Annotated in this window: 14 protein-coding genes and 1 pseudogene; 13 read left to right on the plus strand and 2 right to left on the minus strand. The window is 68.2% G+C overall.

Features of this window, described 5'->3' with window-relative positions; translation table 11 throughout:
- Positions 1 to 2: 2 nt before the first annotated feature.
- The 5 genes from Q2100_RS02805 to Q2100_RS02825 are packed head-to-tail and all read left to right on the plus strand — an operon-like array spanning position 3 to position 5,297.
- Complete coding sequence (locus Q2100_RS02805) at positions 3 to 1,157, plus strand: hypothetical protein (protein ID WP_302912782.1); 1,155 nt, start codon at positions 3 to 5, stop codon at positions 1,155 to 1,157.
- Positions 1,158 to 1,205: 48 nt separating this feature from the next.
- Positions 1,206 to 2,834: an acyl-CoA dehydrogenase family protein gene (locus Q2100_RS02810; RefSeq protein WP_302912783.1), complete on the plus strand. Its 1,629-nt coding sequence runs from the start codon at positions 1,206 to 1,208 to the stop codon at positions 2,832 to 2,834.
- Positions 2,831 to 3,769 carry a crotonase/enoyl-CoA hydratase family protein gene (locus Q2100_RS02815; protein WP_302912784.1) on the plus strand — a complete coding sequence of 313 codons (939 nt, stop codon included), beginning with the start codon at positions 2,831 to 2,833 and terminating at the stop codon, positions 3,767 to 3,769. Before Q2100_RS02810 ends, Q2100_RS02815 begins: the two co-directional genes overlap by 4 nt.
- A gap of 23 nt (positions 3,770 to 3,792) precedes the next feature.
- Positions 3,793 to 4,503: a PaaX family transcriptional regulator C-terminal domain-containing protein gene (locus tag Q2100_RS02820; RefSeq protein WP_302912785.1), complete on the plus strand. Its 711-nt coding sequence runs from the start codon at positions 3,793 to 3,795 to the stop codon at positions 4,501 to 4,503.
- A 29-nt stretch (positions 4,504 to 4,532) separates the two neighbouring features.
- The gene (locus Q2100_RS02825; RefSeq protein WP_302912786.1) at positions 4,533 to 5,297 is read left to right on the plus strand and encodes a crotonase/enoyl-CoA hydratase family protein; all 765 of its coding nucleotides are present in this window, start codon (positions 4,533 to 4,535) and stop codon (positions 5,295 to 5,297) included.
- 25 nt (positions 5,298 to 5,322) lie between these two features.
- Here the strand turns inward: Q2100_RS02825 and Q2100_RS02830 are convergent, their stop codons facing one another.
- Both Q2100_RS02830 and Q2100_RS02835 read right to left on the minus strand, forming a co-directional pair.
- Positions 5,323 to 5,733 (minus strand): DUF3060 domain-containing protein, encoded by a 411-nt coding sequence (locus tag Q2100_RS02830; RefSeq protein WP_302912787.1) that lies wholly within the window; start codon positions 5,731 to 5,733, stop codon positions 5,323 to 5,325.
- A gap of 38 nt (positions 5,734 to 5,771) precedes the next feature.
- Positions 5,772 to 6,149, minus strand: coding sequence for a DUF3060 domain-containing protein (locus tag Q2100_RS02835; protein ID WP_269893680.1), 378 nt, complete (start codon positions 6,147 to 6,149; stop codon positions 5,772 to 5,774).
- Between the two features lie 168 nt (positions 6,150 to 6,317).
- Between Q2100_RS02835 and Q2100_RS02840 the strand changes: the two genes are divergently transcribed.
- The 8 genes and pseudogenes from Q2100_RS02840 to Q2100_RS02875 form a co-directional block, all read left to right on the plus strand.
- Positions 6,318 to 6,860, plus strand: coding sequence for a DUF3558 domain-containing protein (locus Q2100_RS02840; protein ID WP_264011649.1), 543 nt, complete (start codon positions 6,318 to 6,320; stop codon positions 6,858 to 6,860).
- A gap of 10 nt (positions 6,861 to 6,870) precedes the next feature.
- Positions 6,871 to 7,410: a DUF3558 domain-containing protein gene (locus Q2100_RS02845; RefSeq protein ID WP_302912788.1), complete on the plus strand. Its 540-nt coding sequence runs from the start codon at positions 6,871 to 6,873 to the stop codon at positions 7,408 to 7,410.
- Between the two features lie 78 nt (positions 7,411 to 7,488).
- On the plus strand, positions 7,489 to 8,124 hold the full coding sequence (locus Q2100_RS02850) for a TetR/AcrR family transcriptional regulator (RefSeq protein WP_264011647.1): 636 nt from the start codon (positions 7,489 to 7,491) through the stop codon (positions 8,122 to 8,124).
- Between the two features lie 293 nt (positions 8,125 to 8,417).
- Positions 8,418 to 8,792: a 30S ribosomal protein S12 gene (gene rpsL, locus Q2100_RS02855; protein WP_135126427.1), complete on the plus strand. Its 375-nt coding sequence runs from the start codon at positions 8,418 to 8,420 to the stop codon at positions 8,790 to 8,792.
- Positions 8,792 to 9,262: a 30S ribosomal protein S7 gene (rpsG, locus tag Q2100_RS02860; protein WP_077077601.1), complete on the plus strand. Its 471-nt coding sequence runs from the start codon at positions 8,792 to 8,794 to the stop codon at positions 9,260 to 9,262. The genes rpsL and rpsG overlap by 1 nt, the downstream gene beginning before the upstream one ends.
- Before the next feature lie 101 nt (positions 9,263 to 9,363).
- Positions 9,364 to 11,469 (plus strand): elongation factor G, encoded by a 2,106-nt coding sequence (gene fusA / locus Q2100_RS02865; protein ID WP_264011646.1) that lies wholly within the window; start codon positions 9,364 to 9,366, stop codon positions 11,467 to 11,469.
- Between the two features lie 109 nt (positions 11,470 to 11,578).
- Complete coding sequence (gene tuf, locus Q2100_RS02870; RefSeq protein ID WP_264011645.1) at positions 11,579 to 12,769, plus strand: elongation factor Tu; 1,191 nt, start codon at positions 11,579 to 11,581, stop codon at positions 12,767 to 12,769.
- A 235-nt stretch (positions 12,770 to 13,004) separates the two neighbouring features.
- Positions 13,005 to 13,249, plus strand: a pseudogene (locus tag Q2100_RS02875) (hypothetical protein); the annotation flags it as partial.

A 13,249-nucleotide genomic window follows, 5' to 3' on the forward strand; every position in this document is an offset into this window, starting at 1 on the left:
CGATGACCGCCATCTCGGCCGTGCCGATCCCGGCGCCGGACATCGATGTGCTTCGCCGGGTCGGTGGTCCGGTCCGTGTCAGCTGGCGTGAAGGAACCCTGACCAGGGCCTACGAACTCGAGACGCTGTGCGATTGGATGATGCTGAACGCCACGGGGCCGGTCGACGGACTGCTCGCCGAGGCCATCAAGTGTCACCTGCGCGCGGCGCGGGACGCCGCGGAGGGCAGATCGCCCGATGACGGGAAGCGGTGGCGGCCGCGCCGCAACGGGCCCTTGCTCGAGCGGGCGATGAGCAACCTCGACGCGGCGGAGGCGCAGTTGCTGAACCTCGCGCCGGCCAGCTACGTCGCCGGGCAGATGCCGTCGCTGCTGCGGCACGTGCAACGCCACCTCCGGACGTCCGACCCGGGCAGGCAGGAGGTCGAGCGGATCGCCGAGCAACTGAGCGCCGTCCGGGCCGCAGGCGCCGGGGACCGACCGCAGCCGTTCAGCGAGGACCGCAACAAGATCGTCACCACCGTCCGCGCGGCGAGTTCGGAGGCGCTGCGAGAAGACCTGCGGCTGCGCAGCTTCCGCAACATCGTGGTGGTCACGACGGTACTGCTGACGCTGCTGGCGATCGGGGTGGCGCTCATCGGCGTCTTCGCCCAGAATCTGATCCCGCTCTGCTTCTCGCCCGAGGAGACCAACGAGGTCACGGTGGTGTGTCCGACCAATCAGTCGCCGCCGTTCGCCGCGCAGCAGCCGGGAGTGCCGAACGGCGTGGACATCGATGAGATGGTGGCGAGAACCACCACCCGATGGGACCTGATCGTCGTCGAACTCATCGGTCTGACCGCCGCCGCGATCGCATCCGCGGCCGCCATCAGCCACGTGAAGGGCTCGTCCGAGCGGTACGGCATCCCGGTCGCGCTGGCGGCGCTCAAGCTGCCGACCGGCGCGCTCACCGCGTTCCTCGGCCTCTTGCTGATGCGCGGGCAGTTCGTGCCCGGCCTCAACGCACTCGACACGTCCGCCCAGATCCTCGCCTGGGGACTGGTGTTCGGGTACGCCCAGCAGATCTTCACCAGACTCATCGACCAGCAGGGTCAGTCGGTGCTCAACAGCGTCCGATCGGCCGACCAGTCGACGACGGCGCGCGGTCGCGCCAAGTAAGCGTGTTACGGCTATTGTGCGACTGTCGTGAAACTGTAATATCGGGGCATGGCAGATACGCACGTCGTCACCAATCAGGTGCCACCACTGCTAGACCACAATCCCGCGGGCGCGCCGGTGCTCCAGGAGGCCCTGATCCGCGAGGGCGGAGAGTGGGGTGTCGACGAGGTGACCGAACTCGGCGCGCTCTCGGGCACCGCCCGGGCGCAGCGTTGGGGTGAACTGGCCGACCGGAACCGTCCGGTGCTGCACACCCACGACCGGTACGGCCACCGTGTCGACGAGGTCGAGTACGACCCGGCTTACCACGAGTTGATGACCGTCGCGGTGGGCCACGGCCTGCACGCCGCACCCTGGGCCGACGACCGCCCCGGCGCGCATGTCGTGCGTGCGGCGAAGACCTCGGTGTGGACGCCCGAACCCGGCCACATCTGCCCGATCTCGATGACCTACGCGGTGGTGCCCGCGCTGCGGTTCAACCCCGAACTGGCCGCGGTCTACGAGCCGCTCCTGACCAGCAGGGTCTACGACCCCGAGCTGACGCTGCCGACCGCCAAGGCCGGCATCACCGCCGGCATGTCGATGACCGAGAAGCAGGGCGGCTCCGACGTGCGTGCCGGCACCACCGAGGCGACGCCCAACGGTGACGGCACCTACTCGCTGCGCGGCCACAAGTGGTTCACCTCTGCGCCGATGTGTGATGTGTTCTTGGTGCTCGCGCAGGCTCCCAACGGATTGTCCTGCTTCTTCCTGCCGCGGATCCTGCCCGACGGCACGCGCAACCGAATGTTCCTGCAGCGGCTCAAGGACAAACTCGGCAACCACGCCAATGCGTCGAGCGAGGTCGAATACGACGGTGCGACCGCCTGGCTGGTCGGCGAGGAGGGCCGCGGCGTGCCGACCATCATCGAGATGGTCAACCTGACGCGGCTTGACTGCACCCTGGGCAGCGCCACCAGCATGCGCACCGGCCTGACCCGCGCCATCCACCACGCCCAGCACCGGAAGGCGTTCGGCGCGTACCTGATCGACCAGCCGCTGATGCGCAACGTGCTCGCCGACCTGGCCGTCGAGGCCGAGGCCGCCACCATGCTGGCCATGCGGATGGCCGGCGCCACCGATCACGCGGTGCGCGGTGACCGACGCGAGACGCTGCTGCGGCGCATCGGTCTGGCCGCCGCCAAGTACTGGGTGTGCAAGCGCGCGACGCCGCACGCCGCGGAGGCGATGGAGTGCCTCGGAGGCAACGGCTACGTCGAGGAATCCGGTATGCCGCGGCTCTACCGCGAGGCCCCGCTGATGGGCATCTGGGAGGGCTCTGGCAACGTCAGCGCGCTGGACACGTTGCGCGCCATGGCAACCCGGCCCGAGAGCGTCGAGGTGCTGTTCGACGAGCTCGGCCGTACCGCCGGCCACGACCCACGCCTGGACCGGCACGTCGCCGCGCTGCAGCGTGACCTGGGCGATCTCGAGAGCATCCAGTACCGCGGCCGCAAGGTCACCGAGGACATCGCGCTGGCGCTGCAGGGCGCACTGCTGGTGCGTCACGGCCATCCGGCCGTGGCAGAGGCGTTCCTGGCCAGCAGGCTCGGCGGGCAGTGGGGTGGCGCCTTCGGCACGCTGCCCACCGGACTGGATCTCGCGCCGATCCTCGAGCGTGCGATGGTCAAGGGATGACGCACGCGATCAGGCCCGTCGACTTCGGCGACCTCAAGACCATGACCTACGAGGTCACCGGACGCGTCGCCCGCATCACCTTCAACCGGCCGGAGAAGGGCAACGCGATCGTCGCGGACACCCCGCTCGAACTCTCCGCGCTCGTCGAGCGGGCCGACCTCGACCCCGCGGTGCACGTGATCCTGGTGTCCGGTCGCGGCGAAGGGTTCTGCGCCGGTTTCGATCTCAGCGCCTACGCCGAGGGCTCGTCGTCGGCCGGCGGCGGCAGCCCGTACCGCGACACGGTGCTCTCGGGCAGAACCCAGGCCGTCAACCACCTGCCGGACCAGCCGTGGGACCCGATGGTCGACTACCAGATGATGAGCCGCTTCGTCCGTGGCTTCTCCAGCCTGCTGCACTGCGACAAGCCGACCGTGGTGAAGATCCACGGCTACTGCGTGGCGGGCGGCACCGACATCGCGCTGCACGCCGATCAGGTGATCGCCGCATCCGACGCGAAGATCGGCTATCCGCCCACCCGGGTGTGGGGTGTGCCTGCCGCCGGGATGTGGGCACATCGCCTCGGCGATCAGCGCGCCAAACGCCTTCTGCTGACCGGGGACTGCATCACCGGCGCGCAGGCAGCCGACTGGGGCCTCGCCGTGGAGGCGCCCGACCCGCAGGATCTCGACGAACGCACCGAACGGCTCGTCGAGCGGATCGCCGCGGTGCCGGTCAACCAGCTCATCATGGTCAAGCTCGCGATGAACAGCGCCCTGCTGCAGCAGGGGATCGCCACCAGCAGGATGGTCAGCACGGTGTTCGACGGGATCGCCCGGCACACCCCCGAGGGGCACGCGTTCGTCGCCGATGCCCGCGACAACGGATTCCGCGAGGCGGTCCGCCACCGCGACGAACCGTTCGGCGATCACGGCCGCAAGGCCTCCGGGGTCTGACCGTGCCGGACGGCCTGTCGCGGATGACTGCCCGGTCCGTGGTGCTCAGCGTGCTGCTGGGCGCCCACCCGGCCTGGGCGACCGCGGCCGAACTCGTGCGGCTGACAGGCGATTTCGACATCCGCGAGCCCACCGTGCGGGTCGCGCTCACCCGGATGGTCACCGCGGGCGACCTGGTGCGATCCGAGGACGGCTACCGGCTGTCGGACCGGCTGCTGGCCCGCCAGCGCCGCCAGGACGCCGCGATCGATCCGCGGTTGCGACCCTGGGACGGCGCGTGGACCACCTTGGTGGTGACGAGCGTCGGCACCGACGCGCGGACCCGCGCCGCGCTGCGCAGCACCCTGCACGACAACCGGTTCGGCGAACTACGCGAAGGCGTGTGGCTCCGTCCCGACAACCTCGACGTGGACCTGCCCGCCGAGGTCGGGGAACGCACCCGCGTGCTGCGTGCCCACGACGACGACCCCGGCGCCCTGGCCGCGCTGCTGTGGGACCTGCCCGCCTGGTCGGCGACCGGGCGCCGGCTGGTCGACGAGATCGGCGCGGCCGCAGACGTTCCCGCGCGCTTCGTGGCGGCCGCCGCGATCGTGCGGCATCTGCTGACCGATCCGGTGCTGCCCGCGGAACTGCTGCCCGCCGGATGGCCGGGGGCCGCGCTGCGGGTGGCCTACCGGGAATTCGCCGCCGAACTCGCCGCGCGCCGTGACGACGCCGGGGTGACGTCGCAGTGACCGAAGCAACGCCGAACTGAGGAGAAGCCATGACAGCACCGGTACGGGTGGAGCGCGACGGCCCGGTCACCACGGTCATCATCGACCGGCCCGCGGCGCGCAACGCGGTCAACAGGCCCACCGCCGAGGCGCTGTTCACGGCCTTCGACGAATTCGACCGCGACGAGTCGGCCTCTGTGGCAGTGCTGTGTGGCGACAACGGAACATTCTGCGCGGGCGCGGATCTCAAGGCCTTCGGCACCCCGGACGCCAACCCCGTGCACCGCACCGGGCCCGGGCCGATGGGGCCGACACGGATGGAGTTGAGCAAGCCGGTGATCGCGGCGATCAGCGGTCACGCCGTCGCGGGTGGGCTCGAACTCGCGCTGTGGTGCGACCTTCGGGTGGTCGAGCAGGACGCCGTGATGGGCGTGTTCTGCCGGCGCTGGGGAGTGCCGCTGATCGACGGCGGCACCGTCCGGCTGCCCCGGCTGATCGGCCATAGCCGGGCGATGGACCTCATCCTGACCGGGCGAGCCGTCGCCGCCGATGAGGCGTATGCGATCGGCCTCGCCAACCGGGTGGTGCCGAAGGGCGAGGGGCGCAGGCGGGCTGAGGAACTGGCCGCCGAACTGGCCGCGCTGCCACAGCAGTGCATGCGCTCGGACCGGCTTTCGGCGCTGCACCAGTGGGGCGAATCAGAAACCGCCGCAATGGATTACGAATTCGCCAGCATCTCCCGAGTGAAGCACGAGGCGCTCGAGGGCGCGGGCCGGTTCGCCGCGGGCGCCGGCCGCCACGGCGCAGGCGCCTGAGTGGTCGACGGCGACCGCCGCGAGGTCAGCCCTTGTCGACCTTGTTGTTCGACCCGGTGTCGTTGATCTTCGGCTCGCCGTCTTTATAGGTGATCGTGTTGTTCAGCCCGACGACGCTGATCTCCTTGTCGACCCGCTCGAAGTTGATCGTGTTGTCGGTGCCGCCGATGTTGACGTTCGAGCAGGTGCCCTTCACCGTCAGCGTGTTGTTCGAGCCGCCGACGTTGAGTGACTTCCCGTCAGCGCAGTCGACGTCGGCGGTGTTGCCGATCGAGCCGTAGTTGATGGTGTTGCCGATCTCGACCTGTGCGCCCGAACTGCCTGCCGTCGCCGTCGGTGTGGTGGTGTCCGAGCTCTCCGAACCGCAGCCGGCCAGTCCGAGTGCTGCCGCCACGGCGACGGTGGCCACCGCGGGCCCGGTGAAGTACGCGCGCATGATTCCTCGCTTCTCCCGTCGAGAGGTGATGAGAATTATCAGGCCGGCACGCGGCTGAGGCGGTTGGTCATCCCCAGCTCGCGCCCGCGGTCCCACAGCACGGGCTCGCCATTCTTGAAGAAGACGGTCTGGTCCCAGCCGTAGACGGTGATGTCGTTGACGACGTTGTCGGCGACGACGATGTTGCCCGAACCCTGCACGGTCACCGCCCAGCAGCTGCCCAGCGCGGTGATCTTGTGGCCGCTGCCCATCACGTGCAGCGTCGAGTCGTTGCAGTCCAGTGTCCGTTCGACGCCTATCCCGTTGATATGGGTGTCGCCGTTCTTGGCCTGTGCGACGCCGCCACCGGCCGCGACCGCGAGCGGGATCACGACGAGGCATGACGCCAGAACCCGGCCCACCGCGACTGCTCCCACGCCCGTCCCCTTCGCTTCACCCACCGCTGTCCGAACCCCGATGGGGGAAGCGTACGTCGCCCGCCGTGGTTCGCGGCAGTGCTTCGCCGCTTCGGGGCGGCACCGTGGAGCGCAGCGCCGCAAGCCCGGGTCGCGTACGGCGTCCACGCTGGGTAGCGTGTTGGTGCGATGCGACGGCGTGTCAATCCTGTTGTGGCGGCGACGGCTGCGGCGGTCACCGCGATGACCGTTGCCGCCGGCTGCGCGCAGACCGTGACCGGCAGCGCCGAGCGGGCCATGCCCGGCGTCCCGGACCCCGACCGCAGCTACGGCTACATCGAGGACCGCTGTGGGCTGCTGTTGGACACCTCGATCCAGGAGACGCTCGGCGCCGAGAACGTGACGCGGCCCTACAGCGGCGCGGTGTGCCAGTACGTACTGTCCCGCGGCTCGGCGATGCTCGACGTCACGTACTCGTGGTTCGAGACCGGCACGCTGGACCGCGAGCGCCAGGTGGCCGAACAGCGCGATGCCGACATCACCGACGTCCTGGTGGAGCGGCACCAGGCCTTCCTCGCGCGCCGCGACACCACCGGCGCGGCCTGTTCGGCTACCGCGGCCGCGGGCACCGGTGTGCTGAGCTGGTGGGTGCAGCTGCGCGACCAGGCCGACGGCGACCCCTGCACGGACGCCCAGAAACTCCTCACCGCCACGCTGTCGTCGGACATGTGAGATGCCGACCATGACCACGATCTCCAAGGTGTGGGCCGCGCCGGCCGCGGTCGCGGTGCTGGCCGCCGCCGTACTGACCGGCTGTGGTGACGCCGAGCAGGCCGACCCGCCCGCCGCGTCGCCGACCTCCACCGACGGCGGCTTCCGCGGCGGTGCGTGCAACGGCGTCACCGACGCCGACGTCACCGAGGCGACAGGGGCGTCGCTGTTCACCAAGGTGGTCGAGGGCGATGCCGGCTGCTTCTGGCAGGAGAACTCGGTGATCGGCACCTTCGGCGTCGGGATGGGCATCTCCACCTGGTGGTACCGGGGCAGCGACATGGACACCGAGCGCACCCTCGAACAGCGCGCCGGCCGCACCCTGACCGAGTTGACGCTCGACGGCAACAAGGGCTTCCGGGCCGCCGACGACAACGCCTGCAGCATCTACGTGGCCAAGGGCAGGGACGTCATCACCTGGTCGATCCAGACCATGAACCCGGCCACGCTGCCCGACCTGTGCGAGATCACCGAGCGACTCGCCGAGCTCAGCCAGCAGCGAGTCAACTGACCAGTCGAAACTAGAGGTGTTAGTTTCGCGCTGCCCCCTTTTGCGGGGCCGCATGCGAGTCGGAGGGGATTGAAACAGATGGCAGGTCGGCCGGAACCGCAATCGGCGGGCGGCCGATCGCGCCCGCCGGCCCGCGCCGCGCGGCTGAGCCGCGACGCCATCGTCAACGCGGCGCTGACATTCCTGGACCGCGACGGCTGGGACTCACTGACCATCAACGCCCTCGCCAACCAGCTCGGCACCAAGGGGCCGTCGCTGTACAACCACGTGCACAGCCTCGACGACCTGCGGCGCACGGTCCGGATGCGGGTGGTCGGCGACATCATCGACATGCTCAACACCGTCGGTCAGGGCCGCACCCGCGACGACGCCGTGATGGCGATGGCGAGCGCCTACCGCAGCTACGCCCACCACCACCCCGGCCGGTACTCCGCCTTCACCCGGATGCCGCTCGGCGGCGACGACCCGGAGTTCACCGAGGCGACCAGGGCGGCCGCCGCCCCGGTGATCGAGGTGCTGGCGTCCTACGGCCTCGAAGGCGAGGACGCGTTCTACGCCGCACTGGAGTTCTGGTCGGCGATGCACGGCTTCGTACTGTTGGAGATGACGGGCGTCATGCGCGGCATCGACACCGACACCGTGTTCACCGACATGGTGCTGCGGCTGGCCTCCGGAATGGAGCTCCGCTCCGGGGTAGGCGCTGACCTGCGGTAAGGCCGCGGCGTTCGCGAAGATCCCGCTGATGCGGGGGCTCCGGACACGTTTTGGTTCGGCGCGGGCCACCCTGGTATCGTGGGAGACCGTGCCTGGCCCATAGAGGCGCATGCGGTGTTCGCATGCCCGCACGCCGGGCCAATTCGCATGTCTAACACGCATCGGAATCCCTCCGGTGCGAGCGCGTGCGACACGCCCGGTCGCGGGGTGGGCGAGCGTGGCGAAACTGCAGTACAGAGACTTGAAAACGAAGCACTGAGATCGAACCGAGAACGAACACAGGAAGCCGGTACATGCCAACCATCAACCAGCTGGTCCGCAAGGGTCGCCGCGACAAGATCGCCAAGGTCAAGACCGCGGCCCTCAAGGGCAGCCCGCAGCGCCGCGGCGTGTGCACCCGCGTGTACACGACCACCCCGAAGAAGCCGAACTCGGCGCTTCGGAAGGTCGCGCGCGTCAAGCTGACCAGCGCGGTCGAGGTCACCGCCTACATCCCGGGTGAGGGCCACAACCTGCAGGAGCACTCGATGGTGCTGGTGCGCGGCGGTCGTGTGAAGGACCTTCCGGGTGTGCGTTACAAGATCATCCGCGGCTCGCTCGACACCCAGGGCGTGAAGAACCGCAAGCAGGCCCGCAGCCGTTACGGCGCCAAGAAGGAGAAGAGCTGATGCCACGCAAGGGACCCGCGCCCAAGCGTCCGTTGGTCAACGACCCGGTCTACGGGTCGCAGCTGGTCACCCAGCTGGTCAACAAGGTGCTGCTGGACGGGAAGAAATCGCTGGCAGAACGCATTGTTTATGGTGCGCTCGAACAGGCTCGCGACAAGACCGGCACCGATCCTGTGGTCACCCTCAAGCGGGCGATGGACAACGTCAAGCCCGCACTCGAGGTCCGCAGCCGTCGCGTCGGTGGCGCCACCTACCAGGTGCCCGTCGAGGTCCGGCCGGAGCGGTCGGTCACGCTGGCGCTGCGCTGGCTGGTCAGCTTCTCCAAGCAGCGTCGTGAGAAGACCATGGTCGAGCGCCTGGCGAACGAGATCCTCGACGCCAGCAACGGCCTGGGTGCCGCCGTCAAGCGACGGGAAGACACCCACAAGATGGCCGAGGCGAACCGGGCCTTCGCGCACTACCGCTGGTGACCTAACGCGCCGGCGGCACTCCGGAGCCGCCCCCGGGCGGCAGCGATGCGGTCCGGCGCACTGAACAGACACCCACCACGCAAGCGAAAGAGAAGACTTCTGTGGCACAGAAGGACGTGTTGACCGACCTGACCAAGGTCCGCAACATCGGCATCATGGCGCACATCGACGCCGGTAAGACGACGACGACCGAGCGCATCCTCTACTACACCGGTATCAGCTACAAGATCGGTGAGGTGCACGACGGCGCCGCCACCATGGACTGGATGGAGCAGGAGCAGGAGCGGGGGATCACCATCACCTCCGCGGCCACCACCTGCTTCTGGAAAGACAACCAGATCAACATCATCGACACCCCCGGGCACGTCGACTTCACCGTCGAGGTGGAGCGCAGCCTGCGCGTGCTCGACGGTGCCGTGGCCGTCTTCGACGGCAAGGAGGGCGTGGAGCCCCAGTCCGAGCAGGTCTGGCGCCAGGCCGACAAGTACGACGTTCCCCGCATCTGCTTCGTCAACAAGATGGACAAGATCGGCGCGGACTTCTACTTCTCGGTCAAGACCATGGAGGACCGCCTCGGCGCCAACGTGATCCCGATCCAGATCCCGATCGGCTCCGAGGGCGAGTTCGAGGGCGTCGTCGACCTGGTCGAGATGAACGCCAAGGTGTGGCGTGGCGAGACCAAGCTCGGTGAGACCTACGAGACCATCGACATCCCTGCCGATCTCCAGGAGCGGGCCGACGAGTACCGCACCAAGCTGCTCGAGGCCGTCGCCGAGACCGACGAGGCGCTGCTCGAGAAGTATTTCGGTGGCGAGGAACTGTCGATCGACGAGGTCAAGGGTGCACTGCGCAAGCTGACCATCAGCTCGCAGGCCTACCTGGTGCTGTGCGGCAGCGCGTTCAAGAACAAGGGCGTGCAGCCCATGCTCGACGCGGTGATCGACTACCTGCCGTCGCCACTGGACGTCCCGCCTGCCGTCGGCCACGCGCCCGGCAAGGAGGACGAGGAGATCGTCCGCAAGCCGTCCACCGAGGAGCCGTTCTCCGGGCTGGCCTTCAAGGTCGCCACGCACCCGTTCTTCGGCAAGCTGACCTACGTCCGGGTGTACTCGGGCAAGGTCGACTCCGGCTCGCAGGTCATCAACGCGACCAAGGGCAAGAAGGAGCGGCTGGGCAAGCTGTTCCAGATGCACTCCAACAAGGAGAACCCGGTCGAGACGGCGTCCGCCGGGCACATCTACGCGGTGATCGGCCTCAAGGACACCACCACCGGTGACACCCTGAGCGATTCGAATCACCAGGTCGTGCTCGAGTCGATGACCTTCCCCGATCCGGTGATCGAGGTGGCCATCGAGCCCAAGACCAAGAGCGACCAAGAGAAGCTGGGCACCGCGATCCAGAAGCTGGCCGAGGAGGATCCGACCTTCAAGGTGCACCTGGATCAGGAGACCGGCCAGACCGTCATCGGCGGCATGGGCGAGCTGCACCTCGACATCCTGGTCGACCGCATGAAGCGCGAGTTCAAGGTCGAGGCCAACGTCGGCAAGCCGCAGGTCGCCTACAAGGAGACCATCAAGCGCGCGGTCGACAAGGTCGAGTTCACCCACAAGAAGCAGACGGGTGGCTCCGGCCAGTTCGCGAAGGTGCTCATCTCCATCGAGCCGTTCACCGGCGAGGACGGTGCCACCTACGAGTTCGAGAACAAGGTCACCGGTGGCCGCATCCCCCGCGAGTACATCCCGTCGGTGGACGCGGGCGCCCAGGACGCCATGCAGTACGGCGTGCTGGCCGGCTACCCGCTGGTCAACCTGAAGGTGACGCTGCTCGACGGCGCCTACCACGAGGTCGACTCGTCGGAAATGGCCTTCAAGGTCGCCGGCTCGCAGGTGCTCAAGAAGGCGGCCCAGGCTGCACAGCCGACGATTCTCGAGCCGATCATGGCGGTCGAGGTGACCACGCCCGAGGACTACATGGGTGAGGTGATCGGCGACCTGAACTCCCGCCGTGGTCAGATCCAGGCCATGGAGGAGCGCTCCGGTGCGCGCGTCGTGAAGGCGCAAGTGCCGCTGTCGGAGATGTTCGGCTATGTCGGCGACCTGCGGTCGAAGACCCAGGGCCGGGCGAACTACTCCATGGTGTTCGACTCGTACGCCGAGGTTCCGGCGAACGTGTCGAAGGAGATCATCGCGAAGGCGACCGGTCAGTAGCCCCGCGGAGGTTGCCGGCCGCAAGCCGGTAGCGTCGCAGACCACACAACTGAACACATCAACACACCTGCTTTAACCAAAGCACCAACAAGTCCAGGAGGACACAGAAGTGGCGAAGGCGAAGTTCGAGCGGACGAAGCCGCACGTCAACATCGGGACCATCGGTCACGTTGACCACGGCAAGACGACGCTTACTGCAGCAATCACCAAGGTTCTGCACGACAAGTATCCCGATTTGAACGAGTCGCGCGCATTCGACCAGATCGACAATGCGCCTGAAGAGCGGCAGCGCGGTATCACGATCAACATCTCCCACGTGGAGTACCAGACCGAGAAGCGCCACTATGCGCACGTGGACGCTCCCGGCCACGCGGACTACATCAAGAACATGATCACCGGTGCCGCCCAGATGGACGGCGCGATCCTCGTGGTCGCCGCGACCGACGGTCCGATGCCGCAGACGCGTGAGCACGTGCTGCTGGCCCGCCAGGTCGGCGTGCCCTACATCCTGGTCGCCCTGAACAAGGCCGACGCCGTCGACGACGAGGAGCTCATCGAGCTCGTCGAGATGGAGGTCCGCGAGCTGCTGGCCGCACAGGACTTCGACGAGGACGCCCCGGTCGTTCGCGTCTCGGCGCTCAAGGCGCTCGAGGGCGACGAGAAGTGGGTCGAGTCGATCGTCGAGCTGATGGCCGCCGTCGACGAGTCCATCCCGGACCCGGTCCGCGAGACCGAGAAGCCGTTCCTGATGCCCGTCGAGGACGTCTTCACGATCACCGGCCGCGGCACCGTGGTCACCGGTCGTGTGGAGCGCGGCGTGGTCAACGTGAACGAGGAAGTGGAGATCGTCGGCATCAAGACGACCACCACCAAGACCACGGTCACCGGTGTGGAGATGTTCCGCAAGCTGCTCGACCAGGGTCAGGCCGGTGACAACGTCGGCCTGCTGCTGCGTGGCATCAAGCGCGAGGACGTCGAGCGCGGCCAGGTCGTCGTGAAGCCCGGCACCACCACGCCGCACACCGACTTCGAGGGCCAGGTCTACATCCTGTCCAAGGACGAGGGCGGCCGGCACACGCCGTTCTTCAACAACTACCGTCCGCAGTTCTACTTCCGGACCACGGACGTGACCGGTGTGGTGACCCTGCCCGAGGGCACCGAGATGGTGATGCCCGGTGACAACACCGACATCAGCGTCAAGCTGATCCAGCCGGTCGCCATGGACGACGGCCTGCGCTTCGCGATCCGTGAGGGTGGCCGCACCGTCGGCGCCGGCCGGGTCACCAAGATCATCAAGTAGTTCGCCTACTGACGATCGGAAGCCTCTTAGCGGCGCTCACCCGAAAGGGTGGGCGCCGCTTTGCTTTTGCTGTACTCGCCGGTGCGGGTCGAGTGCGGTGCGGACGCGCCGAGGAATTTGCGGATTCAAGGAAATGGAGGTGTCCACCCAGCCCTCGGCGGTGATACGTTGCCGAGTGCGGTGTCGTCCCACGCGACCCCGGGGCACGACCGATCGCAACGAGTCGAGGTAGCAGATGGACGACGAGGCAACCGAGCCGATCCGGCAGGCGACGCCGCTCACCGGCCGGGTCCGGCAGCAGCTGACCCCGTCGCGGATCGTCGCGGGCGTCTCGACGGCGATCGCCGTCGCGGCGGTCGGCGCGCTGATCTGGGTGGTCGGCCAGCAGCCCGCCGACAGCGCGGCGGCGAAGGATCCGGGTCCCGCTGCGGTCGCGTCGGCACCCCGGGTGACCGCTCAACCGGTGGCCGCGCGTCCGGT

The organism is Mycolicibacterium arseniciresistens (assembly GCF_030519285.1).
Lineage (GTDB): Bacteria > Actinomycetota > Actinomycetes > Mycobacteriales > Mycobacteriaceae > Mycobacterium > Mycobacterium arseniciresistens.

What these genes read in the sequence shown, in the direction of transcription:
- Q2100_RS02810 (WP_302912783.1), top strand. Translation starts at nt 1,206, where the DNA reads ATGGCAGATACGCACGTCGTCACCAATCAGGTGCCACCACTGCTAGAC.
- rpsL (WP_135126427.1), top strand. Translation starts at nt 8,418, where the DNA reads ATGCCAACCATCAACCAGCTGGTCCGCAAGGGTCGCCGCGACAAGATC.
- Q2100_RS02845 (WP_302912788.1), top strand. Translation starts at nt 6,871, where the DNA reads ATGACCACGATCTCCAAGGTGTGGGCCGCGCCGGCCGCGGTCGCGGTG.
- Q2100_RS02830 (WP_302912787.1), bottom strand. Translation starts at nt 5,733, where the DNA reads ATGCGCGCGTACTTCACCGGGCCCGCGGTGGCCACCGTCGCCGTGGCG.
- Q2100_RS02825 (WP_302912786.1), top strand. Translation starts at nt 4,533, where the DNA reads ATGACAGCACCGGTACGGGTGGAGCGCGACGGCCCGGTCACCACGGTC.
- Q2100_RS02805 (WP_302912782.1), top strand. Translation starts at nt 3, where the DNA reads ATGACCGCCATCTCGGCCGTGCCGATCCCGGCGCCGGACATCGATGTG.
- rpsG (WP_077077601.1), top strand. Translation starts at nt 8,792, where the DNA reads ATGCCACGCAAGGGACCCGCGCCCAAGCGTCCGTTGGTCAACGACCCG.
- Q2100_RS02840 (WP_264011649.1), top strand. Translation starts at nt 6,318, where the DNA reads ATGCGACGGCGTGTCAATCCTGTTGTGGCGGCGACGGCTGCGGCGGTC.
- Q2100_RS02850 (WP_264011647.1), top strand. Translation starts at nt 7,489, where the DNA reads ATGGCAGGTCGGCCGGAACCGCAATCGGCGGGCGGCCGATCGCGCCCG.
- Q2100_RS02815 (WP_302912784.1), top strand. Translation starts at nt 2,831, where the DNA reads ATGACGCACGCGATCAGGCCCGTCGACTTCGGCGACCTCAAGACCATG.
- Q2100_RS02820 (WP_302912785.1), top strand. Translation starts at nt 3,793, where the DNA reads ATGACTGCCCGGTCCGTGGTGCTCAGCGTGCTGCTGGGCGCCCACCCG.